We start from the raw sequence: 24,136 nt of genomic DNA on the forward strand, positions 1-24,136 counted from the left end.
CGGCCCTCAGCCCACCAGCGACACCGCGCCGCTGCCGTGGCGCTCGATGCGCCCGTCGAGTTCCAGCTCGAGCAGGGTGGTCTGGACCACGCGGACGCTGAGGCCGGCACTGCGCGCCAGCTCGTCGGTCCCGATCGGGGTCGGGCTGAGATAGGCAAGGAGGCGGGCGCGGTCGTCCGCGGGCTCCGGCGCCGCGAAATCCTCGGCGGGCATCGGCAGGACGATGCCGTCGACGTCGAGCTCGTCCCAGAAGATCGGCGCATCGGCGAGGTCCGGCCGGTCTACGGCCAGGGCCTCGGCGCTCCGCGGATCGGCGCCCCCCGCCAGCAGCGGGGCGATGACGTCCGTCACGTGGGTCACATCGGAGACCAGGGTCGCGCCCTGTCGGATGAGGTCGTTGGTGCCCTCCGCCCGCGGGTCGAGGGGGGAGCCCGGCACGGCGAAGACCTCGCGGCCCTGTTCCAGGGCGAAGCGGGCGGTGATCAGCGAGCCCGAGCGGCGGGCGGCCTCCACCACGATGGTCCCGTAGGCGAGGCCGGAGATGATGCGGTTGCGCCGGGGAAAGTCGCGTCCGCGCGGCTCCCACCCCATCGGCATCTCGGCCAGCACCGCCCCGCCCGCCTCCAGGATCGCCTCGACCAGGGCGGCGTGGTTGGCCGGGTAGATCCGGTCCTGTCCCCCCGCCAGCACCGCCACCGTACCGGGTACCAGGGCCGCCCGATGGGCGCGGGAGTCGATGCCCCGCGCCAGCCCCGAGACCACGACGAGGCCGGCCTCGCCGAGCCCGCGGGCGAGGCGCTCCGTGAAGGCGAGGCCCGCGGCGGACGCGTTGCGCGAGCCGACCAGGGCGATGGCGGGACGCTGGAGGATCGCGGTCGCGCCCCGGACCGCGATCAGCGGCGGGGCCGCATCGGCGGCCTGCAGCAGCTTCGGGTAGTCCGCCTCCCCGAGTGCGACGAGGCGGGCGCCGAGGCGACCGGCTGCGGCGATCTCGGCCTCGGCCTCCGCCCGGCTCGGCGGCGTGATGCGCCGGCCGCTGCGGCCGGTGAGGTTCGGCAGGGCCTCGAGGGCCGGGCCGGCGCCGCCGAAGCGGTTGATCAGGGTGCGGAAGCTGCGCGGGCCGATGCCCTCGCTGCGGATCAGGCGCAGCCAGTCGAGACGCTGGGCATCGGTGAGCTGCATCGCCCTCCCCTCTCCGGAGCGGGCGCCCGGGCCTCAGCCCTTCTGCCCGATGCGCCCCTCGGTCCCGTCGATCAGCCGGCGGATGTTGGGCGCGTGCTTCCACCATAGCAGGGCGGCGAGCAGGAGAAACAGCATTGCAACCGAAGGCTGTCCCAGTGCCCACAGGACGAGGGGCGTCAGAGCCGAGGCCGCCAGCGCCGCCAGGGAGGAGTATTTCAGCGTGAAGGCGAGGCCGAGCCAGATGGCGGCGAAGGCCAGGAGGCCCAGCGGGCTCAGCGCCAGGAGCACGCCGAGGAAGGTCGCCACCCCCTTGCCACCCTTGAAGCCGAGCCAAACCGGGAACAGGTGCCCTAGGAAGGCGCCGAGGCCGGCCACGAGCGCCGCCTCCAGCCCGAAGCGGCCGGCGAGCAGCACCGCGAGCGTGCCCTTCAGGGCGTCCCCCAGCAGGGTCGCGGCGGCCAGGCCCTTGCGCCCGGTGCGCAGCACGTTGGTGGCGCCGATGTTGCCAGACCCGATCGCCCGCACGTCGCCGAGCCCGGCATAGCGGGTCAGGATCAGCCCGAACGGGATCGAGCCGAGGAGGTAGCCCCCCGCCAGCGCCACCAGCAGGAGGGGCCAGGACGTTTCGTCGAGGGCGATCACGCGGCGGCCTCGGTCTCGGCGGGCGCGCGGAACACGACGCGTCCCGCCACCAGGGTCAGGATGGCGGCCCCCTGGAGGCGCGCCTCGTCGAAGGGCGAGTTCTTCGAGCGCGACTTCAAGGTTCGCTTGTCGAGGATGTAGGGCAGGTCCGGGTCGATCAGCACGAGGTCGGCCGGCGCCCCGGCCGCGAGGCGGCCGGCGGCGCGCCCGAGGAGGGCCGCCGGGTTCGCCGTCAGGGCCGCCAGCAGGCGCGGCAGGGCGACGTCGCCGGTATGGACCAGCCGCAGCGCCGCGCCGAGCAGGGTCTCGATGCCCAGCGCCCCATCGGCGGCCTCGGCGAAGGGCAGCCGCTTGGTCTCGACGTCCTGCGGGTTGTGGTCGGAGACGACGACGTCGATCACACCGTCGTTGAGGGCCGCCACCAGGGCGAGCCGGTCGGTCTCGTGGCGCAGCGGCGGCGAGAGCCGGCAGAAGGTGCGGTAATGGCCGATGTCGCCCTCGTTGAGGACGAGGTTGTTCACCGAGGCGCCGCAGGTGACGGGCAGGCCGTCCGCCTTGGCCCGGCGCACGATCTCGACCGAATCGGCACAGGAGATCATCGCGGCGTGGTAGCGCGCCCCGGTCAGGCGCACGAGGCGGATGTCGCGCTCCAGCATCACCGTCTCGGCCTCGCGCGGGATGCCGAGGAGCCCGAGGCGGGAGGCCATCTCGCCCTCGTTCATCACGCCGTCGCCGACGAGGTCCGGCTCCTCCACGTGCTGCATCAGCAGGGCGCCGAAGTCGCGGGCGTAGGTCAGCGCCCGCCGCATCACCTGGGCGTTCGCCACCGCCTTGAGGCCGTCGGTGAAGGCCACGGCCCCGGCCTCCTGCAGCAGGCCGAACTCGGTCATCTCCTGGCCGGCCAGCCCCTTGGTGATGGCGGCGGCCGGCAGGACGTGGACGCTCGCCGTGTCGCGGGCCCGGCGCAGCACGAAATCGACGATGGCCGGCCCGTCGATGACCGGGTTGGTGTCCGGCATGCAGACCAGGGTGGTGACGCCGCCGGCGGCGGCCGCCGCGCTGGCGCTGGCCAGGGTCTCGCGGTGCTCGGCCCCGGGCTCGCCCACGAAGGCGCGCAGATCGATCAGGCCGGGGCTGAGGACATGGCCGCCGCAATCGATGGTCTCGGCCTCGTCCGGCACCCCGGCGAGCGGGCTCCAGCCGACATCGTGGATGAGTCCGTCGCGCACGAGGACATGGCCGGGCGCCTGGCGGCCCGTCGCCGGATCGCAGAGCGTGGCGTTGGTCAGGAGGATGGGGCGCACGTTCATCACCCTCGCCCCTCTGCGGGAGAGAGAGCCTGCGGAGCTGGCGGGAGAGGGGGCGACCTCTCCGGACCCGGTGCTCCCCTCTTGCTGGACTTCGTCCCCGCCCGACCCTCGCTCACGCGAGGGTCGCCCTCCTCCGCAAAGGGGGTAGGGTTCAGGTGCGGCGCGGTCGGTAGAAGAACATCGGATAAGCGAGGCACCTGAGAACCCTTGCACGGTCGCGGTTTCGGGTATCGCCACCGCGTTTCCACCGCGTGCGGCTTGGCGTCAAGCGCGCGTCGGAGAACCGGCGCAGTCGCTTCGATCTCATCCAGGAGCGTGCCGTCGCGGATATAGAACTCGGTCTTCCGGTGCCCGGTCTCTGAAATGCGCATCGATGCAGGTGACTGCGCGACTCGGCGATTGCCTACCTATGCTGTCATTCGCCGAACTTCGCTGTATCGCGGCTCGGACAGATCGCCTTGGAGTTCGATCTCTTTATTCTCTACCAAAGCTTTGAGCCGTGCCAGGATGACATCGAGCGATGGGTCGGGCGCATCGCTGCCGATTTCGCCGAAAATCTTTGCTGAAAAGCATCGAGCGCCAATTGCATCGAGTGCCGACGCGGCGATCCTCGCCACTTTGAGGTATTCGCTGGAACATTCCTCCAGGATGACGCGGTCGAGATCGTCTCCGCCAGACTGAGCATCCGCGATGAGATTTGCATGGAACGCAGCGGTGTCGAACGTGCCCAGCGGCGGCAGTCCGAGGTCAGGTCGGCCCATCCAGGTCAAGGTGTTCGCCTCGGCCCCCGATGGAAGATGATCCGCCCGATAGGCCGCTTCGACCAGCAGCTTTCTGTGAACCCTTTCCGTGGCGACGAGCAACGCGTGCATGCCGTCTGCGCCATAGGCCTGAAACGTCAAGTCGCTGTCCGCCCAGGTCATCCGATAGCGGCATCGCCAAAGGCGCCGACCCACCGCCTCAGGCCGATAAAAACTGGCAAGAATTTCATCATGAGGGTTCAGGGCGAAGCGACGCTCTAAGCTCCATCGCGTTGCGTCCTCGGCTCCTGCGCAGGTCTTTGAGACGTCTGACATATCCCCGTCCACCCTTCGTCAGCAAAAAAGGCCCCGCCCTTTCGGGCGAGGCCTCACAATCGCGATTGCGATCTGCGGAACCGGCCGATCCTTACGCGGCCAGCGAGCGCAGGACGTAGGGCAGAATGCCGCCGTTGCGGAAGTATTCGAGCTCGTCGAGGGTATCGATGCGGCAGGTCAGCGGGATCTCGCGCTTGGTGCCGTCAGCCGAGGTGATCTCCGCGATCATGGTCTGGCGCGGCTTCAGGTCGCCGGACAGGCCCCGGATCGAGACCGTCTCGTCGCCCTTCAGGCCCAGCGAGGCCCATGAGGTGTCGCCCTGAAAGACCAGGGGCACGATGCCCATGCCGACGAGGTTCGAGCGGTGGATGCGCTCGAAGCTCTCGGCCACCACGGCCCGAATGCCCAGGAGCTTGGTGCCCTTGGCCGCCCAGTCGCGCGAGGAACCGGTGCCGTATTCCTTGCCGGCGAAGACGACGAGTGGGGTTCCTTGCGCCTGATACTTCTGCGCGGCGTCGTAGATGAACATCCGCTCGCCCGAGGGCTGGAACAGGGTCCAGCCGCCCTCCACCACGTTGCCGGACTCGTCGCGGACCATCTGGTTCTTGATGCGGATGTTGGCGAAGGTGCCGCGCATCATGACTTCGTGGTTGCCGCGACGGGTGCCGTACTGGTTGAAGTCCTGCACCCGGACCTGGTGCTCCTGCAGGTAGGCGCCCGCCGGGGAGTTCGCCCGGATGTTGCCCGCCGGCGAGATGTGGTCGGTGGTGATCGAGTCGAGGAACAGGCCGAGGATGCGGGCGTCGACCACGTCCTCCACCGGGGCCGGGGTCTTCTGCATGCCCTCGAAATAGGGCGGGTTCTGCACGTAGGTGGAGGTCGAATCCCACTTGAAGGTCTCGGCCTCGGTGACCTCGACGGCCTTCCAGTAATCGTCGCCTCCGAACACGTCGGCGTAGCGGGACTTGAACAGGGTCGAGGTGATGTTGGCCTCGATGAACTCCTGGACCTCGGCGGAGGAGGGCCAGATGTCCTTCAGGTAGACGGGCTGGCCGTCCGACCCCGTGCCCAGCGGCTCGGTGGTGATGTCGATCTGCATCGAGCCGGCGAGGGCGTAGGCGACGACCAGCGGCGGCGAGGCGAGGTAGTTCGCCCGGACATCCGGGTTCACGCGGCCCTCGAAGTTGCGGTTGCCCGAGAGCACGGCGGCGGCGACGACGTCGTTGTCGTTGATCGCCTTCGAGATCGGGGCCGGCAGGGGGCCCGAATTGCCGATGCAGGTGGTGCAGCCGAAGCCGACGAGGTTGAAGCCGAGGGCGTCAAGGGGCGTCTGCAGGCCGGCGCTCTCCAGGTACTCCGCCACCACCTGGGAGCCGGGTGCGAGCGAGGTCTTCACCCAGGGCTTGGAGCGCAGGCCCTTGGCGACCGCGTTGCGGGCGAGGAGGCCGGCGCCGATCATCACGCTCGGGTTCGAGGTGTTGGTGCAGCTCGTGATGGCGGCGATCACCACGTCGCCGTGGCCGATGTCGAAGTTGGCGCCCTCCACGGGATAGCGCTTGGCGATGTCGGCCGCCTTCTTGAACTCGGTCTCCATGGACTGCGCGAAGCCGGGCTTGGCGCCGTCGAGGAGCACCCGGTCCTGCGGACGCTTGGGGCCGGCCAGCGACGGGCGCACGTCGCCCATGTCGAGCTCCAGCGTGTCGGTGAAGACGGGGTCCGGCGTGGCCGCGTCGCGCCACATGCCCTGCGCCTTGGCGTAGGCCTCCACCAGGGCGATCCGGTCGTCGGCGCGGCCGGTGACGGTGAGGAAGTCGATGGTCTTCTGGTCGATGGGGAAGAAGCCGCAGGTGGCGCCGTATTCGGGGGCCATGTTGGAGATCGTGGCGCGGTCGGCCACCGCCATGTCGTCGAGGCCGGGGCCGTAGAATTCCACGAACTTGCCGACCACGCCCTTCTTGCGCAGCATCTGAGTGACGGTGAGCACGAGGTCGGTGGCCGTGGTGCCCTCGGGCAGCTTGCCCGACAGCTTGAAGCCGACGACCTCGGGGATCAGCATGGAGAGCGGCTGGCCGAGCATCGCGGCCTCGGCCTCGATGCCGCCGACGCCCCAGCCGAGCACGGCCAGGCCGTTGACCATGGTGGTGTGCGAATCGGTGCCCACGAGGCTGTCCGGATAGGCGAGCTCGCTGCCGTCCTCGCTCTTGGTCCACACGGTCTGCGACAGGAACTCGAGGTTCACCTGATGGCAGATGCCGGTGCCGGGCGGCACGACGGAGAAGTTGTCGAAGGCCGACTGGCCCCACTTGAGGAAGGTGTAGCGCTCGCCGTTGCGCGAGTATTCCAGCGCGACGTTGTCGGCCAGCGCCTTCGGCGTGCCGAACTCGTCGACGATCACCGAGTGGTCGATCACGAGGTCGACGGGCACCAGCGGGTTGATCTTCTGCGGGTCGCCGCCGAGCGCCACCATGGCGTCGCGCATCGCGGCGAGGTCGACCACCGCGGGCACGCCGGTGAAGTCCTGCATCAGCACGCGCGAGGGCCGGAAGGCGATCTCGGTCTCGGTCTTGCCCTTGTTGCCGAGCCAGGCGACCGTGGCCGAGATGTCGTCCTTCTTGACCGAGCGGTCGTCCTCGAAGCGCAGCAGGTTCTCGAGCAGCACCTTCATGGAGAAGGGCAGCGCGGTGGCGTCGGCGAGGCCGGCCTTCTCGGCCTGGGGAATCGAGTAGTAGGTGTAGGACTTGTCTCCGACGGTGAGGGTCTGGCGAGACTGGAAGCTGTCGAGCGATGCCACGGCGTTGTAATTCCTCGCGAGCGGTTGGTCGAACACGCGCAGGCATAACCTGCGCCACGAAAACACGTGTTCGGCTGGGAGCGCTGTGAAGCGCGCGCCGCCCCGGGGGTGCCCGGGTGAGGATGATGCGCGAAGGGCGATTTGGACGCCCTGAAACTCGCGCGGCGCAGCCTGCGCGCGTTATAGAGCACTTCGAAACTGGCCGCTACCGGGGGCCTGACAGCGCGTGGAATCTGTTCGGTCGCACCTTCGCCAGCCGGGGGTTCGCGCGCTAGGCTCCGAAAAGCACGATGGAGACCCCGATGCTCGCCCTGCGCCTTCCACCCGAGATCGAAGACCGCCTGGAGGCGCTGGCCCGGCGCACGGGCCGGAGCAAGGACGACCACGCGCGAGACGCCATCCTCGAACACCTCGAGAACCTGGAGGATCTCGAGGTCGCCGAGCAGCGCCTCGCGGCTGTTCGCAGCGGCGAGAGCGACACCGTTCCGCTGGACGATCTGCTGTCGCGCTATGGCGTGGCGGATTGAATTCGAGCGTTCCGCGGAACGCGAGCTCGCCCGGCTCGATCGGGAGGCCGCCAGGCGCATCCTGGGGTTTCTGCGCGACCGGGTCTCGCCACTGGACGATCCGCGTGCCATTGGCGAGGCCCTGAAGGGGTCTCGGCTCGGCATCTTCTGGAAATACCGGATCGGTGACTTTCGCGTGATCGCCGCGATCGAGGACGACGCCCTGCGCATCCTCGTGATCAAGATCGGGCACCGCCGCGACGTCTACCGATAGCCGCTTCGACGAGGCTCATGATTCAGGACCCCCCGTGCGGCTGACCGCCCAAGACCTCGCCGTCCGCCGCTCCGGCCGCCGCATCTTCTCGGGCCTGTCCTTCGCCCTCGGGCCGGGCGAGGCGCTGATGGTCACCGGGCGCAACGGGGCCGGCAAGTCGACGCTGCTCGCGGTGCTGGCGGGCCGGCTCAAACCGGAGGCCGGGACGGTCACGGCGAGCGGGGTCGGCGAGGCGACCCTGTCCGAGTGCCTGCACGTGGTCGGCCATCGCGACGGGCTCAAGAGCCCGCTGACGGCCGAGGAGAACCTCGCCTTCGCCCGCGACCTCCTCGGCGCGCCGACGGCGAGCCCGCGCGCGGCCCTGGAGGAACTCGGGCTCGGCCACGCCCTGCGGCTGCCCGTGGCCTATCTCTCCGCCGGCCAGCGCCGGCGGGTGGCGCTGGCCCGCCTCCTCGTCTGCCGACGCCCGCTCTGGCTCCTCGACGAGCCGACCGCGGCCCTCGACGCCGCCTCGCAGGACGTCCTGGCCGGGATGATGGCGCGCCACCGGGCGTCGGGCGGCCTCGTGATCGCGGCGACGCACCAGGCCCTCGGCCTCGCCGACGCGCAGGAACTGCGGATCGCCGCGCCCGTACCCGCCGCACCGGCCGCGGCCCGGGCGGCGGCCGCCGACGAGGTCTGGTGGTGATGCGCGCCCTGAGGGCCCTCATCGCCCGCGACCTCGCCCTCGCCGCCCGCGTCGGCGGCTCGGGGGCACTCTCCCTCGTGTTCTTCCTGATGATCGTCGCCCTGGTGCCCTTCGCCCTCGGGCCCGACCTCAACCTGCTGTCGCGGATCGGCCCGGCGATCCTCTGGCTCGCCGCCGTGCTCTCGACCCTGATCGGCCTCGACCGCCTGTTCCAGGCCGATGAGGAGGACGGCTCCCTCGACCTGATGACCGGCTCGCCCGCCCCCCTGGAGGGGGTGGTGCTCGCCAAGGTGCTGGCCCACTGGCTCACCACCGGCCTGCCGCTGGCGCTGGCCTCGCCCCTGTTCGGTCTCCTCGTCGCCCTCGACGGCCCGGCGATGGCGGCCACCGCCCTCACCCTGCTGGTCGGCACCCCGGCCCTGACCTTCGTGGGCGCGGTGGGCGCGGCGCTCACCGCCTCCATCCGCCGCGGCGGCCTCATCCTGGCGGTCGTGGTGCTGCCGCTGATGATCCCGACGCTGATCTTCGGCGTCTCGGCGAGCGAATCGGCCCTGGGCGGCACCGTCCCGTTCACGACCCCGCTGGCCATCCTGGGCGCCCTCAGCCTGATCGCGGGCGTGATCGGGACGCTGGCCGCCGCCGCGGCCCTGCGCTGGTCGGAATAGGGGTTCAGGCCGGATCGGCGTCGATCCGCATGCGCAGGATCGCGTAGGGCGGTTTCTGCAGGTCCTCGCCGCCGTTGTATTCCGGGCGCCGGTTCACCTGGGCGGACGAGATGTGGAGCCAGCGGTCCGGGGTGATCCAGAAAGTGTCGGCCCAGATCAGGCGCGGGTCGGAGGCGATGATCTCCACCGTGCCGTCGGGGTCGCGTCGGCCGACCGCGTTGAATTCCTGCATGGCGAGGTAGACCCGGTCCTTCGAATCGGTGGTGAGGCCGCCGGTCATGCCCTTCTCGCCGAGATCCGTGACGCCGGCCGCCACGCCCGCGTCGCTGGTCTCGGGGTCGAGGAGCGCGGCGGTCTCCACCGCGTAGAGGCGCCGCCCGATCAGGGGGGCGTAGTACAGGCGCCGGCCGTCGGGGCTGAGCGCGATGCCGTTGGCGCCGCCCTGGACCGGGCGCGGCGGCCCCTCCCCCTTGCGCTGCACCACCGGGCGGTCCTCGACGATCTTGAGGAGCCCCTTCTGCGACTTGGTGCTGGCGTGACCCGCGAGGCGGCGCACCACCCGGCCGCTGGCGAGATCGACCGCCAGGATGGCGCCCTCCCCGTCCTGGCCCTGGTCGGTGATGTAGGCGCGGGCGTAGCCGTCGCGGATGTCCACCCGCAGGTCGTTGAGCGACGAGGTCGGGGTGATGCCGGCCTCCAGCGGCACGACGCGGCGGATGCGGTTGCCGGCGAGGTCGATCTGCACCAGCTTCGGCCCGCCCTTCACCGGCGGGCCGGAGCCGTCCGGCAGGCCGGCATCCAGGCACCACAGGGTGTCGTCGCGGTCGAAGACGCCGTTGGGCACGTGGAACAGGCGCGCCTGCGGCTGCTCCGGGTCGGGCTGGTTCGTGGCCATGTCCGGGTAGGGCCGGACCGCGCCGTCCGCCAGCACCTCGCCCAGAGTATAGGGCACCCTGGCGTTGAAGCGCGGCATCATCACGAAGCGCCGGCCGCCGGCCGAGATGGCGAGGCCGGTGGGGGTCGAGGGCGCGTTCGCCGTGAAGGCGAGTTCGAGCCCGCCCGCCGCCCGGCGGGTGGCGACCTCGGGGGGCGCCGCGGCGGCGGCCTCGCCGGGCAGGGAGAGGGCCGCCGCACCGGTAAGGCCGGCACCGGCGAGGCCGGCAGCGAGGAGGTCACGGCGAGCGAGCGTCATGGCGCAATCCGGTCGAGCGAGAACGAGGGAACGGCGGGTCAGCCCCGGGCGGGGCCGCGCACCTTGAGGTCGATGGCGAGGACGTTCGCGCCCGCGCCGATGAAGAGGCGCCGGCCGTCCGGGCCGCCGAAGGCGACGTTGGCGGCGTCCGTGGCGGTGGCGATGCGCCCGAGGGCCGTGCCGTCGGGCGCGTAGATCCGCACGCCGTCGAAGCAGGCGGCGTAGACCCGGCCCTCGGCATCCACCGCAAGGCCGTCCGGCACGCCGGCCTCCACGGTGACGAAGGGTTTGGGCGCGCCGAGCCTGCGGCCCTCGACCACCGGAAAGGCCAGGATCGTGCGGGCGCCCTCCGGGTTCTTCAGGGCGGCGCTGGTGTCGCTGACGTAGAGGCGGCTGCCGTCCGGGCTGAAGGCGATGCCGTTGGGCTGGCCGACGGCGTCGGTCATGGCCTCGACCCGGCCGGACGGGTCGATCCGGTAGACCCGCCGGGCCGCTTGCGCAGGCCTCGCCATCAGGCCCTCGTCCGGCATGGTGATGCCGAAGACCGGATCGGTGAACCAGATCGCGCCGTCCGGGGCCAGGGCGGCGTCGTTCGGCGAATTCAGCGGTTGGCCCCCGAAGGCGTCGGCCAGCACCGTGAGACGCCCGTCCGGCTCGCGCCGCACCACCCGGCGCCCGCGATGCTCGCAGGTGACGAGGCGGCCCTCGCCGTCGAGGGTGTTGCCGTTGGCGTTGTTCGAGGGATCGCGGAACACGCGCGTGCCGCCGTCGTCGGCGATCCGGACCATCCGGTTGGCCCGGACATCGCTGACGATCAGGCCGCCGAGGCCGGGCGCGTAGCACAGGCCCTCGCACCAGCGCCCGCCCGCATAGAGCGTGCGCAGCGGCGCGCCGGGATCGAGCACATCGCGCAGGCGCGGATCGTCGACCCGGACGACGGGGGCCGCCGCGGCCGGCCAGCCGCGCAGGGCGAGAGCCGCTCCCGCGCCGGCGAGCAGCGCGCGTCGTCGTATCGTCGGCATCGATCCTCGATGGGTTCAGGGTGCGATGGCCGCGCCGCCCCGGTGCGGGGACGGCGCGGTGCGGGTCAGCGGGCGGCCGGTGCCGGGGCGGTCGAGCCGGTGGCGTCGCTCGCACCCGGCTTGAAGCTCCACAGCTCCGTCGGCAGGGCCGCCGGCGCGTCGGGCTTGTAGAAGGCCGAATCCTGGATGTGCGAGGTGGTGACGTAGAGCGTCCCGTCGGGGCCTTCGGCGAAGGTGTCGGGCCAGCGCAGGCGCTTGTCCTGCACCACGGTGGCGAGCGCATTCCCCTTGGCCGAGAGGTCGCGGACCTTGATCGAATCGTCCTGCGGCGAGGTCACGTACATCCGGCCGTCCTTGCGCGAAATGATCAGCCCGTCGGCCGGGCCGTTCTCGCCCACGGTCTCGATGCGGCCCGACACGCTCTTGTCGGCCAGCGCCGTCGGCATCAGCGCGGAGGTGATGCTGCCCGCGAGCGTCTCGGTGGGCAGGCTGTAGAGCGTCTTGCCCTTGATCGCCTGCCAGTACAGCGTCTTGCCGTCGGGCGAGAGGGCGATGCCGTCGGCGGCGAACTCGACGCCGCGCCCGTCCGGCCGGCGCAGGGGCTTGCCGTCATAGGTCACGGTCACGCTCTTGTCCGCCTGCGTGGAGGGGTCGCCGTCGAGCACCCGGTGGGCCCGGCCGCTGTCGAGGTCGACCACCACCAGGGCGCCCTTGGCGCCGGAATCGGTGAGGTAGGCGGTCTTGCCGTCGGGCGAGAAGCGCACGTCGTTGAGGTAGGAGCCCTGGGGCGCGACGCTCTCGTCGAAGGCGATGGTGCGCGCGGGCTGGTTGGTCTTCAGGTCGATCTCGACGAGCTTCGGGCCGCCGGGCACCAGGGCCGCCATGGCGGGGGCGGCCGGATCGAGCACCCAGAGATTGCCGTTCGGACCGGCCACGACGCTCTGGACGCAGACCCAGTGGTCCTTGGCCGTGACCTCGTCCTTGCGGGCGTTGCGCCAGGCGTTCCAGGCTACATCGGGGAACGGCACCACCTTGCCGTCCTTCAGTTCGGCCACCGAGACCTCGGTGTCCTCGGTCCAGCGCGGGAAGTTGACGAAGATGCGCCCGTCCTTCGAGACGGTGACGCCGGTGACCTGATGCTCGAAGCTCGCCACCTTGGTCAGCGTCGCGGTCGGCGTCGCGGGCGCGCCCTGCGCCAGCACGGAACCCGGCAGGAGGACGGCGCCCAGCAGGGCCGCCGCGAGGGTCCGCGTCCGCCCGGCGCGGAAGCGGGATCGCGGGAACCCCCGGGTCGGACGTGTCGGGTGGTCGGACTGGCGTCGGCTCATCGGCCCTCTCGGCATGGAAACTCTCTCGGTCGCGAATCTTGGCGGGGAATCTTGGCCAGGAATCTTGGCCAGGAATCTTGGTTTGCAATCTCGGCGTCGGAGCCCTGCGGTCTCGCGGCGCACGCGTTCGTCGATGGGGCAACGCACGAGGGGCCGGCCAAGGTTCATCGCTCGTGCGACTCGTGAACGGGCGGCCATGCCCGCATCGCCCAGGCGCTCCGCGATCTCGGCCGCCGCGGCCGTTCCGGTCACGGATGCGTGATAGACAGTACCGGGGCGGGAGGAATGTCGGGCTGTGCTGAATTTTATCCCGAGAATCTGCACGAAATTGCAAAATACCCAGTACCGTTAAATTTCGATTCAGCTTTTTTATTCAGGTATTCCAAGAGCGGCGCCGGGCGTCGCCGGTCACGGATCGGCCGCTGGGTTCAGGCATGGGGATCGCAATGTTCGGGGCAGACCTTCGGGCGACACTGGATGCTCTCGACCGGTCACAGGGTCGGATCGAGTTCGGCATGGACGGGACCGTCCAGGGCGCGAACCAGATCTTCCTTGATCTCGTCGGCTATACCCTCGACGAGGTCCGGGGCCGTCCGCACAGCCTGTTCGTGCCCGCCGAGGAGCGGGATTCGCCCGCCTACCGACAGTTCTGGGACGCCCTGCGCCGCGGCGAATTCCAGGCACGCGATTTCTGCCGGGTCACCAAGGACGGGCGCCGGATCTGGATCCAGGGGAGCTACAACCCGATCCTCGACCGGCGCGGCAAGCCGATCAAGGTCGTCAAGTTCGCCACCGACATCACCGCCCAGACCGAGCGCAACGCCGGCAACGAGGCGCAGATCGCGGCGATCAACCGCTCGCAGGCGGTGATCCACTTCACGCCGGAGGGCATCGTCACCGACGCCAATCCGAACTTCCTCGAGACCCTGGGCTACCGCCTCGAGGAAATCCGGGGCCGCCACCACAGCCAGTTCATGACGCCCGCCGAACGGGACAGCCCGGCCTATGCGGCGTTCTGGTCGGCCCTTGCCGGGGGCGCCTACCAGGCCGGCGAGTTCCGCCGCCTGGCGAAGGGCGGCCGCGAGGTGTGGATCTACGGCGCCTACAACCCGGTGTTCGGACCCGACGGCCGGGTGATCGCCGTGGTCAAGTTCGCCAGCGACGTCACCGCCCAGGTCGCCGACCGGGTGCGGCGCCACCAGGGCCAGCAGGTGATCGACAAGGATCTCGGGCTCATCACCGGCTCGATCTCCGACGTCAGCCATCAGGCCACCCTCACCGCCGAGGCGGCGGCCCAGACCTCCGGCAACGTCCAGGCGGTGGCGGCGGGCGCCGAGGAATTCTCGGCCTCCATCGAGGAGTTGAGCCGCCACGCCGTCGAGGCGAAGACCGCCGCCGACGAGGCCGTGATCCGGGCCGGGGAGGCCTCCGGCATCGTCGCGGGCCTGACCTCGGCCGCCGACAAGATCGGCGAGGTGATCTCGGTGATCCGCTCCATCGCCGACCAGACCAACCTGCTGGCGCTCAACGCCACCATCGAGGCGGCCCGGGCGGGCGAGGCGGGCCGGGGCTTCGCCGTGGTCGCCGCCGAGGTGAAGGCCCTGGCCAACCAGTCGTCCCGCGCCACCGAGGAGATCGGGACGCAGATCGCGGCGGTTCAGACCTCCACCAACCAGGCGGTGGCCGCCATCGGGGCCGTGGCCCAGACCATCGCGCATCTCAGCGAGATCTCGCTGAGCGTGTCCTCGGCGGTGACCGAGCAGGCCGCGGTGACCCGCGACATGTCGGTCAACATGCAGAACGCCGCCAGGAGCGTCGAGGTCGTGCGTCAGAACGTGGACGGGATCGCCGCCGCGGCGATCGATGTCGACGGCGCGGTGCGCAAGGTCGGCACCGCGGCCCGCGCCCTCGCCTGACGAGACCGCGGGCGGAGGGTAATGCGCCTCCCCGCGCCGCCCTACTCCTTGCGGAGACTGGCCGCGGGCTGCATCACCGAGGGTTCCGAGCCCGAGCCCGGCACCCGGCCGCGCAGGGCCGCCGGCGTCCCCGCCCGGCCGGCCTCGTGCCGGTCGAGGCCGGGCACGACGCGCTCGGTGATGTCCACGCAGCGGCCGACCAACCACGCCATCCAGTTCATCGCCAAGCTCCCCATCGAGACCTCGGACTTAGATCGTGTCTCGCCTCGCCAAAGCGAGGGGTCGGGGTGGAAATATCCGCGTGCCGGCGCACACGGCAGGCGTCGGGCCGAATGATTTCTTCTGGCGGCGTCCCTCCGGGCCAGATCCCGTCGGTCGTGACCCCGTCACTCCAGATCCTGCAGGTGGCGGGCGGCGATGACGGAGGCGGCGGTGCGGTTCTCGACGCCGAGCTTCTCGTAGATGCCCTCCAGGTGCTTCGTCACCGTGCGCGGGCTCAGGCCCAGGATCTCGCCGATGTCGCGGCTCGACTTGCCGCGCGAGAGCCAGAGCAGCACCTCCGCCTCCCGCCCGGTGACGCGCAGGCGCAGGCGCAGGCGCTCCAGCCCCGCCTCCGTGCCGTCGCGGGACAGACGCAGCAGGATCTCGTCGCCGGTGCCGCCGATGAAGCTGAAGGTGTAGGCCGTGCCGGCGCGGTCGGCGAGCGTGAGGGCCGGTCCGCCCGCGCCGGCGAGGCAGGCCCGGAGCCAAGCGGCCCCCTGCGGCGGCAGGCTCGCGGAGGCGCCGGGTTCGGTGAAGCCGCCGAGCAGGCGGGCGGCCTGGGGCGTGCCCCACAGCACGGTCCCGTCCCGATCCACCGCGAACAGGGTGCGGCCGGTGGTGTCGAGGGCGGCCCGGGCGCTCTGGGCCGCGCGGGCCCCGGCGAGGTGGACCCGGATGCGGGCCAGGATCTCGTCGGGCGCGATCGGCTTCGTGACGTAGTCGACGCCCCCCGCCTCCAGGCCCTTCACGATGTGCTCGGTCTCCGACAACCCCGTCATGAAGATGACGGGCACGTGGGCGAGGTGACCCTTCGCCTTGAGGCGGCGGCAGGTCTCGAAGCCGTCCATGCCCGGCATCATCGCGTCGAGCAGGATCACGTCCGGGGTGATCTCGTCGACCAGCGCCAGGGCGAGGTCGCCGGCCACCGCCACCAGCACGGTGGCGCCCGAGCGCTCGATCGCCTCCGTGAGGAAGCTCAGGGTCTCGGGGGAATCGTCGACCACGAGGACGATGTCGCGCTGCGCCTCAGCCATCGGAGGCGGGCTCCATCAGGCCCTCGATCACGGCCCGGGCGCGGCGCAGGTCGAAGGCCGCGGTGAGCGACCGCATCTGCGCGACGAAGGCGGTCGGCGGCGCGGGGCCGCCTTCCATCTCGGCGAGCTTCGCCTCGATGCCGCGGACGTGGCCGATGCGCACGAGGCGCAGGAGGTCGGCGAGGTGCTCCGGGCGCGGGTCCGGCGCGGCGGATGCGGGGGAGGACCGCCCGGGGACATCCAGCGAAGGGACTTCCGGTGAAGGGACTTCCGGTGGAGGGACGTCCGGCGCAGGGACTTCCGCCGCGGTCCAGTCCAGGCCGAGGAGGCCGGTGACGCATTCGAGGAAGTCGCGCAGGTCGAAGGGCTTGGCGATGATCGCGTCGTGGGGCGCATCGCTGCCGCGCACCGGGCTGATCTCGTGCACGTTGGCCGACATCATGGCGATGCGCGCCGTGTGGCCGGCCTCCCGCAGGGCCTTCGCCAGCACCCAGCCGCTCATGCCCGGCATGGCGATGTCGAGGAGGAACAGGTCCGGCGGCCGCGTCGCGGCCAGCGCCAGGCAGGCCGGGCCGTCGCCGGCCTCCAGCACCACGAGGCCGAGGGGTTCGAGGATGTCGCGCATCAGCCCGCGATGGGCGGCGTCGTCGTCGGCGACCAGGATGGTCCTGCGCGCGCCCGCGTAGCTCCGGGCCGGAGCGCTGGCCTGGGCGAGGACCGGCTTCGGACGCGCCACCGAGGCGAGCATCAGGCGGACCCGGAAGCGGGTGCCGCGCCCGACCTCGCTCTCCACCGTGATCTCGCCGCCCATCACCTGGGCCAGCAGGTGCGCGATGGTCAGCCCGAGGCCGGTGCCGGGGGTGGAGCGGGCGGCGGCCAGGGAGCCGCGCTCGAACGGCTCGAAGATCCGCTCCAGGTCGTCCGGGCGGATGCCGAGGCCGGTGTCGCTGATCGTGAACACCGCGATCTGGTTGCGGTAGGTCAGGTCCAGGGTCACCGTGCCGGCGGGGGTGAACTTGATCGCGTTCGACAGGAGGTTGAGCAGGATCTGGCGCAGGCGCTTCTCGTCGGTGGCCACCACCGCCGGCAGGGTCTCGGGCCGGTTGAAGCGGAACGCCAGGGCGGCGCCCTGGGCCTGGAGCCGGATCATGTCCACGATCTGGTCGAGGAAATCGGCGAGCCGGACCTCGTTGCGGTGGATCTGGAGCCGGCCGGCCTCCATCCGGGAGATGTCGAGGAGGCCGTCGATCAGCCCCGACAGGTGCTGGGCCGAGCGCCGGATGACCCGGATGCCGTTCTGGCGCGGGGCCGGGATCGAGGGGTCGCCCTCGAGCAGCTGCGCGTAGCCGAGCACGGCGTTCAGGGGCGTGCGCAGCTCGTGGCTGATGCCGACCACGTAGCGGCTCTTGGCGAGGTTGGCGGCCTCGGCGATCTCCTTGGCCTGCTGGAGCTTGGCGTCCGTGACCTTGTGGGCCTCGATCTCGGCCTGGTAGAGCCCGGTCTGGCGGGCGGTCTCCTCCAGGGCGACCCGGCGGCTCTCCTGGGCCAGCACGAACAGCCAGGCGACGATGCCCAGGATCACGATCAGGATCAGGAACACGCTGGTGAGCGCGGCGCCGAGCACCTCGCGATGCTCGGGATGCTCGGCGCTGGCGCCCGCATGGACGATGCCGAGGATCAGCGCGATCGCCGCCACCAGGGTGAGCATCAGGGCGAGGTAGCGCCCCAGGGGGGCGCCGATCCAGGCGGCGGTGCGGGCCGGGGCGACCCGGGCGAGCAGGCTCTGGGCCTGGGCCTCCAGGCGGCCGTGCGGCTTGCACAGGTCGCCGCAGCGCGCATCGAGGGAGCAGCACAGGGAGCAGATCGGCCCGGCATAGGCGGGGCACTGGGCCATGTCCTCGGGCTCGAACGGGTGCTCGCAGACCCGGCAGGTGATCTCGGACGCCCCCTGCCAGTCGGTCCGCGGCGTGCGGGCGAGGTAGTAGCGCCCGCCCGTCGCGAGCGCGATGGCGGGCGCCCCCAGGCCCGCCACGGCCAGCGCCAGCATCGGCGCGAAGGGCACGGCCGTCCCCCCGAGCCAGCCCGCATGGGCGGCGAAGCCGGTGAGGATCGCCAGCGCCATGGCGCCGGTGCCGACGGGGTTGATGGCGTAGAGGTGCGCGCGCTTGAACTCGATGCCGGGCGGCGACAGGCCGAAGGGCTTGTTGATGGCCAGATCCGCCGCCAGCGCCCCGACCCAGGCCGAAACCACCACGGCGTAGAGCGACAGGGTGCTGACGATGGTCTTGTCGATGCCGAGCTCCATCAGCAGGAGCGCGATGGCGACGTTGAAGACGAGCCAGACCACGCGGCCCGGATGGCTGTGGGTCAGGCGCGAGAAGAAGTTCGACCAGGCGATGGAGCCCGCATAGGCGTTGGTGACGTTGATCTTGAGCTGCGAGACCACGACGAACAGCGTCATCAGGGCGACGGCGCCGGCACCTGAGGGCAGCACGTAGCCGAAGGCCACCGCGTACATCCGCGTCGGCTCCCCGGCATGCTCGGCGGGCACGCCGTGCGCCAGCGCGAGCACGGCCAGGAACGAGCCGAGCAGGATCTTGAGCATCCCGGGCAGGATCCAGCCGCCCCCGGCGCCCAGCACCGCCGCCCACCAGCGGCCCGCGCGGCCGGGCTCCCGCGCCGGCACGAAGCGCAGGAAGTCGACCTGCTCGCCGACCTGGGCCAGCAGCGCCAGGAGGATGCCGGAGGCCAGCCCGAAGCGCGGCCAGTCGAAGCCGCCGAGGCCGTCGGCGCCCGGATGGCCGAGCCAGGCCGCCACCGGCGCGTCCCCGGCCCAGGCGATGCAGGCCAGGGGTAGGAGGTTGAGGACGATCCAGACCGGCTGCGTCCAGAGCTGGAAGCGGCTGATCATCGCGATGCCGTAGACGACGAGCGGGATCACCGCGAGCGCGCTGACGAGGTAGCCGAGGCTCGGCGGAAGCCCGAAGCAGAGCTCCAGGGCCAGCGCCATGATCGCCGCCTCGATGGCGAGGAACAGGAAGGTGAAGCTCGCGTAGATCAGCGAGGTCACGGTCGAGCCGATATAGCCGAAGCCGGCGCCCCGGGTGAGCAGGTCGATGTCGACGCCGTAGCGGGCCGCGTAGAGGCTGATCGGCGTCGCGGTGGCGAAGATGATGGCGCCGACCACCAGGAGGGCCGCCAGGGTGTTGGTGAACCCGACCGTCAGCACCAGGGTGCCGCCGATCGCCTCCAGGGCGAGGAAGGAGAGCGACCCCAGGGCGGTCTGGGCGACCCGGAAGCCCGACCAGCGCCGCGCCTTCTTGGCGGTGAAGCGGAGGGCATAGTCTTCCAGCGTCTCGTCGGCGACGAGGCGGTTGTAGTCGCGCCGGATCGGCAGGATACGCTGGTGCTCGGTCATCGTGTTCGGCGCGGACGGTACCATGCCGCGCGGGGTCTGGCGCGGCATCCCGGCCCGCCCGGGACCGCGGCGCTCCGTCGTCCCCAGCTTAGCAAGGACCGTGCCCCGTCGATCGTGTACCCGAGCGGAGGCGCGCTCCGGCCCGGCGGGCGACGCGCGGGCCCGGAAACCGGGAGTCCGCAGACTCGCGGGGAAGTGAGTCAGCATGGGCCTGTGCGCGGGCCGCCGACATACGCAAAACAGCGTATAGGCCGCACTGCACAACGCGGCCTAGCCTCCGCTCCGTCGATCCGCGGCCGTTCCATGCGCCGTGCGACGACGGACAGGGGTTTTGGGCACGATGGCAGAGGACAAGGGCAACGGCCTGCAATCGGCGCTGCGGCGCAGGCTTCTCATGGGGCTGGCCGGCGTTCCGGCGATCGCCCTGATGCCGCGCATGAGCTTCGCGGCGGCGCCGCCGACCTCGGCGGTGAACACCACCGGCCTCGCGGTGACCGACACCGAGGTCACGGTGGGCATCCTGCACTCGGCCACCGGCACGATGGCGATCTCCGAGACCGGCTCGATCCAGGCCGAGAAGCTGGCGATCTCGCAGATCAACGAGGCGGGCGGCGTGCTCGGCCGCAAGATCAAGGTCATCCAGGAGGACGGCGCCTCCGACTGGCCGACCTTCGCCGAGAAGGCCAAGAAGCTCCTCGTCAACGACCATTGCGCCGCCGTGATGGGCTGCTGGACCTCCGCCTCGCGCAAGGCCGCGCTGCCGGTCTTCGAGCAGTATAACGGCCTCCTGTACTACCCGACCTTCTACGAGGGCCTGGAGCAGTCCAAGAACGTCTTCTACACCGGCCAGGAGGCCACCCAGCAGATCCTCGAATCGCTGAACTGGGTCACGAAGGAAAAGAAGGCCAAGACGTTCTTCTTCATCGGCTCGGACTACATCTGGCCGCGCACCTCGAACAAGATCGCCCGCAAGCACATCGAGAACGTGCTCAAGACCAAGGTCGTCGGCGAGGAATATTTCCCGCTCGGTCACACGCAGTTCAACTCGGTGATCAACAAGCTCAAGCTCACCAAGCCGGACGTGATCTTCACCGACGTGGTCGGCGGCTCGAACGTGGCGTTCTACAAGCAGCTCAAGGCGGCCGGCATCGACCTCTCGAAGCAGACCCTGCTGACGATCTCGGTCACCGAGGACGAGGTCGACGGCATCGGCGGCGACAACATCGCCGGCGCCTATTCCTGCATGAAGTACTTCCAGTCCCTCAAGAACCCGAACAACGAGAAGTTCGTCGCCGCCTTCCACAAGATGTGGGGCGAGAAGACCGTCATCGGCGACGTGACCCAGGCCGCCTATCTCGGCCCGTTCCTGTGGAAGATGGCCTGCGAGAAGGCCGGCTCCTTCGACGTCGACAAGGTGGTCGCCGCCTCGCCGGGCATCGAGTTCAAGGAGGCCCCGGAAGGCTACGTCAAGATCCACCCGAACCATCACCTCTGGTCGAAGACCCGCGTCGCCAAGGCGCTTCCGACCGGCCAGTTCGAGGTGGTCTACGAGAGCCCCGACCTGATCGAGCCGAACCCGTTCCCCAAGGGCTACCAGTAGGCCTCCGGGTCCCGGTGCGCGTGTCCTCTCCGTCCAGGCAAGGCCCGGAGGGAGAGGGACTGCCGGACCATCCGGACACACTGTCATCCCGGGGCCCGCCGTGGAGCCCGGGATTCAGACACGCAGGGTCCGCAAGGTTCTGCACCGGTGGCGGCTCTGGATTCCGGGCTCGCCTGCGGCGCCCCGGAATGACGGTGCGGCAAACGCGAGCGCTCTTTCGGAAGGGCGAATGATGGCGGCCCGAGGCTTGCACATCCCTCGGCGAAATCCTTCGGAGAACGGACCCATGTTCGGTGATTATTCGCTCGGGGATCTCAGCTCGATCTTCGTCATGCAGGGCTTCGCCGGGCTGATCCTGTTCTCGGTCTACGTGCTGATGGCGCTGGGGCTGGCGATCATCTTCGGCCAGATGGGGGTGATCAACATGGCCCACGGGGAGTTCATGATCCTCGGCGCCTACATGACCTACCTCTGCTCGGGCTTCTTCCAGACCCACCTGCCGGCCCTGTTCCCGGCCTATTTCTTCGTGGCGATGGCGCTCGCCTTCCTGGCCTCCGGGGCGCTGGGGATGCTGGTGGAATGGGCGCTGATCCGCCACCTCTACAAGCGGCCCCTCGACACGCTGCTGGCGACCTGGGGCCTCTCGCTGATCCTGCAGCAGGCCTACCGCTCGATCTTCGGCGCCCGCGAGGTCGGCGTCGAGCTGCCGTCCTGGCTGATCGGCTCGGTCCAGGTCACCGACACCATCGAGATCCCCATCAACGGCATGTTCGTGATGGGCGTCACCACCCTGATCACCGTCGGCGTCGCGCTCCTGATGTACCGCTCGCGCTTCGGCGCCCAGGTCCGCGCCGTGGTGCAGAACCGCCCGATGGCCGGCGCGGTGGGCATCGACACCGAGCGGGTCGACCGCCTCACCTTCGGCCTCGGCTGCGGCATCGCGGGCATCGCCGGCTCGGCCTTCACCATGGTGGGCTCCACGGGGCCGACCTCGGGCCAGCTCTACATCGTCGACACCTTCCTGATCGTGGTCTTCGGCGGCGCCGCCTCGCTGCTCGGCACCATCGCCTCGGCCTTCTCGATCTCGCAGACGCAGTCGACCCTGGAATTCTTCCTCTCGGGCTCCACCGCGAAGGTGATCACCCTGCTGGCGGTGGTCGGCATCCTGATGCTGCGGCCCCAGGGCCTCTTCACCCTCAAGGTCCGGCGCTGAGGAGCCTGAACGTCATGACCCGCTCCACATCCCCCACCCCCGTCGTCAACGACAACCCCTTCATGAAGCCGATGGAGTGGGTGAGCCTCGCGCTCCTCGTGGCCGTCATCTTCGTGGTGCTGCCGCTGCTGCTCGACGCCTTCCGGCTCAACCTCGTCGGCAAGTACCTGACTTATTCCTTCGTGGCGCTGGGCCTCGTCATCTGCTGGGGCTTCGGCGGCATCCTGTCCCTCGGACAGGGGGTGTTCTTCGGCCTCGGCGGCTACCTGATGGCGATGTATCTCAAGCTGGAGGCCTCCAGCGTCGAGAACACCAAGATCCAGTCGACGCCGGGCATCCCCGACTTCATGGACTGGAACCAGATCACCGCCCTGCCCTGGTTCTGGAAGCCGTTCCAGAGCCTGCCCTTCACGCTCATCGCGGTGATCGTGGTGCCGGCCTTCTTCGCCTTCGTCATCGGCACGGCGATGTTCCGGCGCCGCGTCGGCGGCACCTACTTCGCCATCATCACCCAGGCCATCGCCGCCATCCTGACGATCCTCATCGTGGGCCAGCAGGGCTATACCGGCGGCATCAACGGCATCACGGATCTGCGCACCCTGCACGGCTGGGACATCCGCACCGACAGCGCCCACAACATCCTCTACTTCGTGAATGCGGGCCTCCTCGTCGGCTGCATCCTGTTCGCCCAGTTGGTGAAGAAGTCGAAGCTCGGGCGCATCCTCGTGGCCATGCGCGACAAGGAGGACCGGGTCCGGTTCTCGGGCTACCAGGTGGCGAGCTTCAAGACCTTCGCGTTCTGCCTCGCGGCCGTCTTCGCCGCCATCGGGGGGGCGATGTTCACCCTCCAGGTCGGGTTCATGTCGCCCTCCTTCGTGGGCATCGTGCCCTCGATCGAGATGGTGATCTACGCCGCCGTCGGCGGGCGCCTGTCGCTGTTCGGCGCGGTCTGGGGCACGCTCCTCGTGAACTGGGCCAAGACCAGCTTCTCGGAGAGCTTCCCGGAGCTCTGGCTGTTCGGCCTCGGCGCGCTCTTCATCGCCGTGGTGCTGGCCTTCCCCAACGGCCTGGCGGGCATCTACCGCACCTATGTCGAGCCCCGCCTGACCCGGCGCGTGAAGGCCCTGGAGCCCGCCCCCGCCGTCGCCCTGCCGCACGCCGCCGAGTAGGATTCCCGATGAACGCCGCCATCCTGCCCTCGCACATCATCGGCGCCGACCCGGCCGAGAAGACCTTCCTGCTGGCCGTGGAGGCCCTCACCGTCTCCTTCGACGGATTCAAGGCGGTCAACGACGTCTCGTTCTACGTCGACCCCAACGAGATCCGGGTGATCATCGGCCCCAACGGGGCCGGCAAGACCACGGTGCTCGACCTCATCTGCGGGCGCACCAAGGCCAGCGCCGGCTCGATCAAGTACAAGGGCCAGGAACTGACCAAGCTCTCCGAGAGCGCCATCGTCCAGGCCGGGGTGGGGCGCAAGTTCCAGACCCCGTCGATCTACGACGACCTGACGGTGTTCGAGAACCTGGAGATCTCCTATCCCCGCGGCCGCTCGGTCTTCGGGGCCCTGACCTTCAAGCGCGACGCCGAGGTCCGCGACCGGATCGAGGAGGTCGCCAGCATGATCTTCCTCAAGGACCAGCTCCTCGAGCGGGCCGAGTTCCTCAGCCACGGCCAGAAGCAGTGGCTCGAGATCGGCATGCTGCTGATCCAGGACCCGGAACTGCTGATGCTCGACGAGCCGGTGGCGGGGATGAGCGTCGGCGAGCGCATCAAGACCGCCGAACTCCTCAACCAGATCATCCAGGGCCGCTCGGTGCTGGTGATCGAGCACGACATGAAGTTCGTCGAGGACATCGCCCACCGGGTCACCGTGCTGCACCAGGGCAAGGTCCTGTCGGAGGGCTCGATGGAGCGGGTCAAGAACGACCCGAAGGTCATCGAAGTCTATCTCGGCCACTGAGAGGAAACGGCGCCATGCTCCAGACCACGCCCGTCCCCTCCCCGACCCCCTCCCC

Annotated in this window: 20 protein-coding genes; 9 read left to right on the top strand and 11 right to left on the bottom strand. The window is 70.3% G+C overall.

Annotation, left to right across the window (positions count from 1 at the left end; translation table 11 throughout):
* Positions 1–6: 6 nt before the first annotated feature.
* From dprA to acnA, 5 genes are all read right to left on the bottom strand, one after another.
* Positions 7–1,182: a DNA-processing protein DprA gene (dprA, locus tag AC3WLN_RS15940; protein ID WP_492482801.1), complete on the bottom strand. Its 1,176-nt coding sequence runs from the start codon at positions 1,180–1,182 to the stop codon at positions 7–9.
* Between the two features lie 33 nt (positions 1,183–1,215).
* Entirely contained in the window at positions 1,216–1,824 is a 609-nt protein-coding gene (gene plsY, locus AC3WLN_RS15945) for a glycerol-3-phosphate 1-O-acyltransferase PlsY (protein ID WP_492482803.1), read from the bottom strand.
* The gene (locus tag AC3WLN_RS15950; protein WP_492482805.1) at positions 1,821–3,134 is read right to left on the bottom strand and encodes a dihydroorotase; all 1,314 of its coding nucleotides are present in this window, start codon (positions 3,132–3,134) and stop codon (positions 1,821–1,823) included. Before AC3WLN_RS15950 ends, plsY begins: the two co-directional genes overlap by 4 nt.
* A 407-nt stretch (positions 3,135–3,541) precedes the next feature.
* Complete coding sequence (locus AC3WLN_RS15955) at positions 3,542–4,210, bottom strand: DUF6968 family protein (protein ID WP_492482807.1); 669 nt, start codon at positions 4,208–4,210, stop codon at positions 3,542–3,544.
* Between the two features lie 91 nt (positions 4,211–4,301).
* Positions 4,302–7,001, bottom strand: coding sequence for an aconitate hydratase AcnA (gene acnA / locus AC3WLN_RS15960; RefSeq protein WP_492482809.1), 2,700 nt, complete (start codon positions 6,999–7,001; stop codon positions 4,302–4,304).
* 302 nt (positions 7,002–7,303) lie between these two features.
* Here acnA and relB point away from each other — a divergent pair, with 302 nt between their 5' ends.
* The 4 genes from relB to ccmB are packed head-to-tail and all read left to right on the top strand — an operon-like array spanning position 7,304 to position 9,134.
* The gene (gene relB / locus AC3WLN_RS15965; protein ID WP_492482811.1) at positions 7,304–7,528 is read left to right on the top strand and encodes a type II toxin-antitoxin system RelB family antitoxin; all 225 of its coding nucleotides are present in this window, start codon (positions 7,304–7,306) and stop codon (positions 7,526–7,528) included.
* Positions 7,512–7,781, top strand: a complete 270-nt coding sequence (locus AC3WLN_RS15970; protein WP_492482813.1) for a type II toxin-antitoxin system RelE family toxin — start codon at positions 7,512–7,514, stop codon at positions 7,779–7,781. Before relB ends, AC3WLN_RS15970 begins: the two co-directional genes overlap by 17 nt.
* A gap of 34 nt (positions 7,782–7,815) precedes the next feature.
* The gene (ccmA, locus tag AC3WLN_RS15975; RefSeq protein ID WP_492482815.1) at positions 7,816–8,469 is read left to right on the top strand and encodes a heme ABC exporter ATP-binding protein CcmA; all 654 of its coding nucleotides are present in this window, start codon (positions 7,816–7,818) and stop codon (positions 8,467–8,469) included.
* Entirely contained in the window at positions 8,469–9,134 is a 666-nt protein-coding gene (gene ccmB / locus AC3WLN_RS15980; protein ID WP_492482817.1) for a heme exporter protein CcmB, read from the top strand. Before ccmA ends, ccmB begins: the two co-directional genes overlap by 1 nt.
* Before the next feature lie 4 nt (positions 9,135–9,138).
* Here ccmB and AC3WLN_RS15985 read toward each other — a convergent pair whose 3' ends face one another.
* The 3 genes from AC3WLN_RS15985 to AC3WLN_RS15995 form a co-directional block, all read right to left on the bottom strand.
* On the bottom strand, positions 9,139–10,326 hold the full coding sequence (locus tag AC3WLN_RS15985) for an SMP-30/gluconolactonase/LRE family protein (protein ID WP_492482819.1): 1,188 nt from the start codon (positions 10,324–10,326) through the stop codon (positions 9,139–9,141).
* 38 nt (positions 10,327–10,364) lie between these two features.
* Entirely contained in the window at positions 10,365–11,348 is a 984-nt protein-coding gene (locus AC3WLN_RS15990) for an SMP-30/gluconolactonase/LRE family protein (RefSeq protein WP_492482821.1), read from the bottom strand.
* Between the two features lie 65 nt (positions 11,349–11,413).
* On the bottom strand, positions 11,414–12,676 hold the full coding sequence (locus AC3WLN_RS15995; RefSeq protein WP_492482823.1) for an SMP-30/gluconolactonase/LRE family protein: 1,263 nt from the start codon (positions 12,674–12,676) through the stop codon (positions 11,414–11,416).
* A 446-nt stretch (positions 12,677–13,122) separates the two neighbouring features.
* Here AC3WLN_RS15995 and AC3WLN_RS16000 point away from each other — a divergent pair, with 446 nt between their 5' ends.
* Positions 13,123–14,592 (top strand): methyl-accepting chemotaxis protein, encoded by a 1,470-nt coding sequence (locus AC3WLN_RS16000; protein WP_492482825.1) that lies wholly within the window; start codon positions 13,123–13,125, stop codon positions 14,590–14,592.
* Between the two features lie 41 nt (positions 14,593–14,633).
* Here the strand turns inward: AC3WLN_RS16000 and AC3WLN_RS16005 are convergent, their stop codons facing one another.
* From AC3WLN_RS16005 to AC3WLN_RS16015, 3 genes are all read right to left on the bottom strand, one after another.
* Positions 14,634–14,813 (bottom strand): hypothetical protein, encoded by a 180-nt coding sequence (locus AC3WLN_RS16005; protein WP_492482827.1) that lies wholly within the window; start codon positions 14,811–14,813, stop codon positions 14,634–14,636.
* Positions 14,814–14,978: 165 nt separating this feature from the next.
* Positions 14,979–15,887 carry a response regulator gene (locus tag AC3WLN_RS16010; protein ID WP_492482829.1) on the bottom strand — a complete coding sequence of 303 codons (909 nt, stop codon included), beginning with the start codon at positions 15,885–15,887 and terminating at the stop codon, positions 14,979–14,981.
* Complete coding sequence (locus tag AC3WLN_RS16015; protein ID WP_492482836.1) at positions 15,880–19,305, bottom strand: hybrid sensor histidine kinase/response regulator; 3,426 nt, start codon at positions 19,303–19,305, stop codon at positions 15,880–15,882. Before AC3WLN_RS16015 ends, AC3WLN_RS16010 begins: the two co-directional genes overlap by 8 nt.
* A gap of 340 nt (positions 19,306–19,645) precedes the next feature.
* Here AC3WLN_RS16015 and urtA point away from each other — a divergent pair, with 340 nt between their 5' ends.
* The 4 genes from urtA (at position 19,646) to urtD (ending at position 24,081) form a co-directional block, all read left to right on the top strand.
* A complete protein-coding gene (gene urtA, locus AC3WLN_RS16020) occupies positions 19,646–20,905 on the top strand; it encodes an urea ABC transporter substrate-binding protein (protein ID WP_492482831.1) in 1,260 nt (419 codons plus the stop codon).
* Positions 20,906–21,191: 286 nt separating this feature from the next.
* Positions 21,192–22,118, top strand: a complete 927-nt coding sequence (urtB, locus tag AC3WLN_RS16025) for an urea ABC transporter permease subunit UrtB (protein ID WP_492482833.1) — start codon at positions 21,192–21,194, stop codon at positions 22,116–22,118.
* A gap of 14 nt (positions 22,119–22,132) precedes the next feature.
* The gene (gene urtC / locus AC3WLN_RS16030; protein WP_492482835.1) at positions 22,133–23,287 is read left to right on the top strand and encodes an urea ABC transporter permease subunit UrtC; all 1,155 of its coding nucleotides are present in this window, start codon (positions 22,133–22,135) and stop codon (positions 23,285–23,287) included.
* Positions 23,288–23,295: 8 nt separating this feature from the next.
* A complete protein-coding gene (gene urtD, locus AC3WLN_RS16035; protein ID WP_463776816.1) occupies positions 23,296–24,081 on the top strand; it encodes an urea ABC transporter ATP-binding protein UrtD in 786 nt (261 codons plus the stop codon).
* Positions 24,082–24,136: the final 55 nt, after the last annotated feature.

The organism is Methylobacterium sp. FW306-05-D, assembly GCF_058782155.1.

What these genes read in the sequence shown, in the direction of transcription:
- dprA (WP_492482801.1), bottom strand. Translation starts at nt 1,182, where the DNA reads ATGCAGCTCACCGATGCCCAGCGTCTCGACTGGCTGCGCCTGATCCGC.
- AC3WLN_RS15950 (WP_492482805.1), bottom strand. Translation starts at nt 3,134, where the DNA reads ATGAACGTGCGCCCCATCCTCCTGACCAACGCCACGCTCTGCGATCCG.
- AC3WLN_RS15955 (WP_492482807.1), bottom strand. Translation starts at nt 4,210, where the DNA reads ATGTCAGACGTCTCAAAGACCTGCGCAGGAGCCGAGGACGCAACGCGA.
- relB (WP_492482811.1), top strand. Translation starts at nt 7,304, where the DNA reads ATGCTCGCCCTGCGCCTTCCACCCGAGATCGAAGACCGCCTGGAGGCG.
- AC3WLN_RS15970 (WP_492482813.1), top strand. Translation starts at nt 7,512, where the DNA reads ATGGCGTGGCGGATTGAATTCGAGCGTTCCGCGGAACGCGAGCTCGCC.
- ccmB (WP_492482817.1), top strand. Translation starts at nt 8,469, where the DNA reads ATGCGCGCCCTGAGGGCCCTCATCGCCCGCGACCTCGCCCTCGCCGCC.
- AC3WLN_RS15985 (WP_492482819.1), bottom strand. Translation starts at nt 10,326, where the DNA reads ATGACGCTCGCTCGCCGTGACCTCCTCGCTGCCGGCCTCGCCGGTGCC.
- AC3WLN_RS15990 (WP_492482821.1), bottom strand. Translation starts at nt 11,348, where the DNA reads ATGCCGACGATACGACGACGCGCGCTGCTCGCCGGCGCGGGAGCGGCT.
- AC3WLN_RS15995 (WP_492482823.1), bottom strand. Translation starts at nt 12,676, where the DNA reads ATGAGCCGACGCCAGTCCGACCACCCGACACGTCCGACCCGGGGGTTC.
- AC3WLN_RS16000 (WP_492482825.1), top strand. Translation starts at nt 13,123, where the DNA reads ATGTTCGGGGCAGACCTTCGGGCGACACTGGATGCTCTCGACCGGTCA.
- AC3WLN_RS16005 (WP_492482827.1), bottom strand. Translation starts at nt 14,813, where the DNA reads ATGAACTGGATGGCGTGGTTGGTCGGCCGCTGCGTGGACATCACCGAG.
- AC3WLN_RS16010 (WP_492482829.1), bottom strand. Translation starts at nt 15,887, where the DNA reads ATGGCTGAGGCGCAGCGCGACATCGTCCTCGTGGTCGACGATTCCCCC.
- AC3WLN_RS16015 (WP_492482836.1), bottom strand. Translation starts at nt 19,305, where the DNA reads ATGACCGAGCACCAGCGTATCCTGCCGATCCGGCGCGACTACAACCGC.
- urtA (WP_492482831.1), top strand. Translation starts at nt 19,646, where the DNA reads ATGGCAGAGGACAAGGGCAACGGCCTGCAATCGGCGCTGCGGCGCAGG.
- urtB (WP_492482833.1), top strand. Translation starts at nt 21,192, where the DNA reads ATGTTCGGTGATTATTCGCTCGGGGATCTCAGCTCGATCTTCGTCATG.
- urtC (WP_492482835.1), top strand. Translation starts at nt 22,133, where the DNA reads ATGACCCGCTCCACATCCCCCACCCCCGTCGTCAACGACAACCCCTTC.
- urtD (WP_463776816.1), top strand. Translation starts at nt 23,296, where the DNA reads ATGAACGCCGCCATCCTGCCCTCGCACATCATCGGCGCCGACCCGGCC.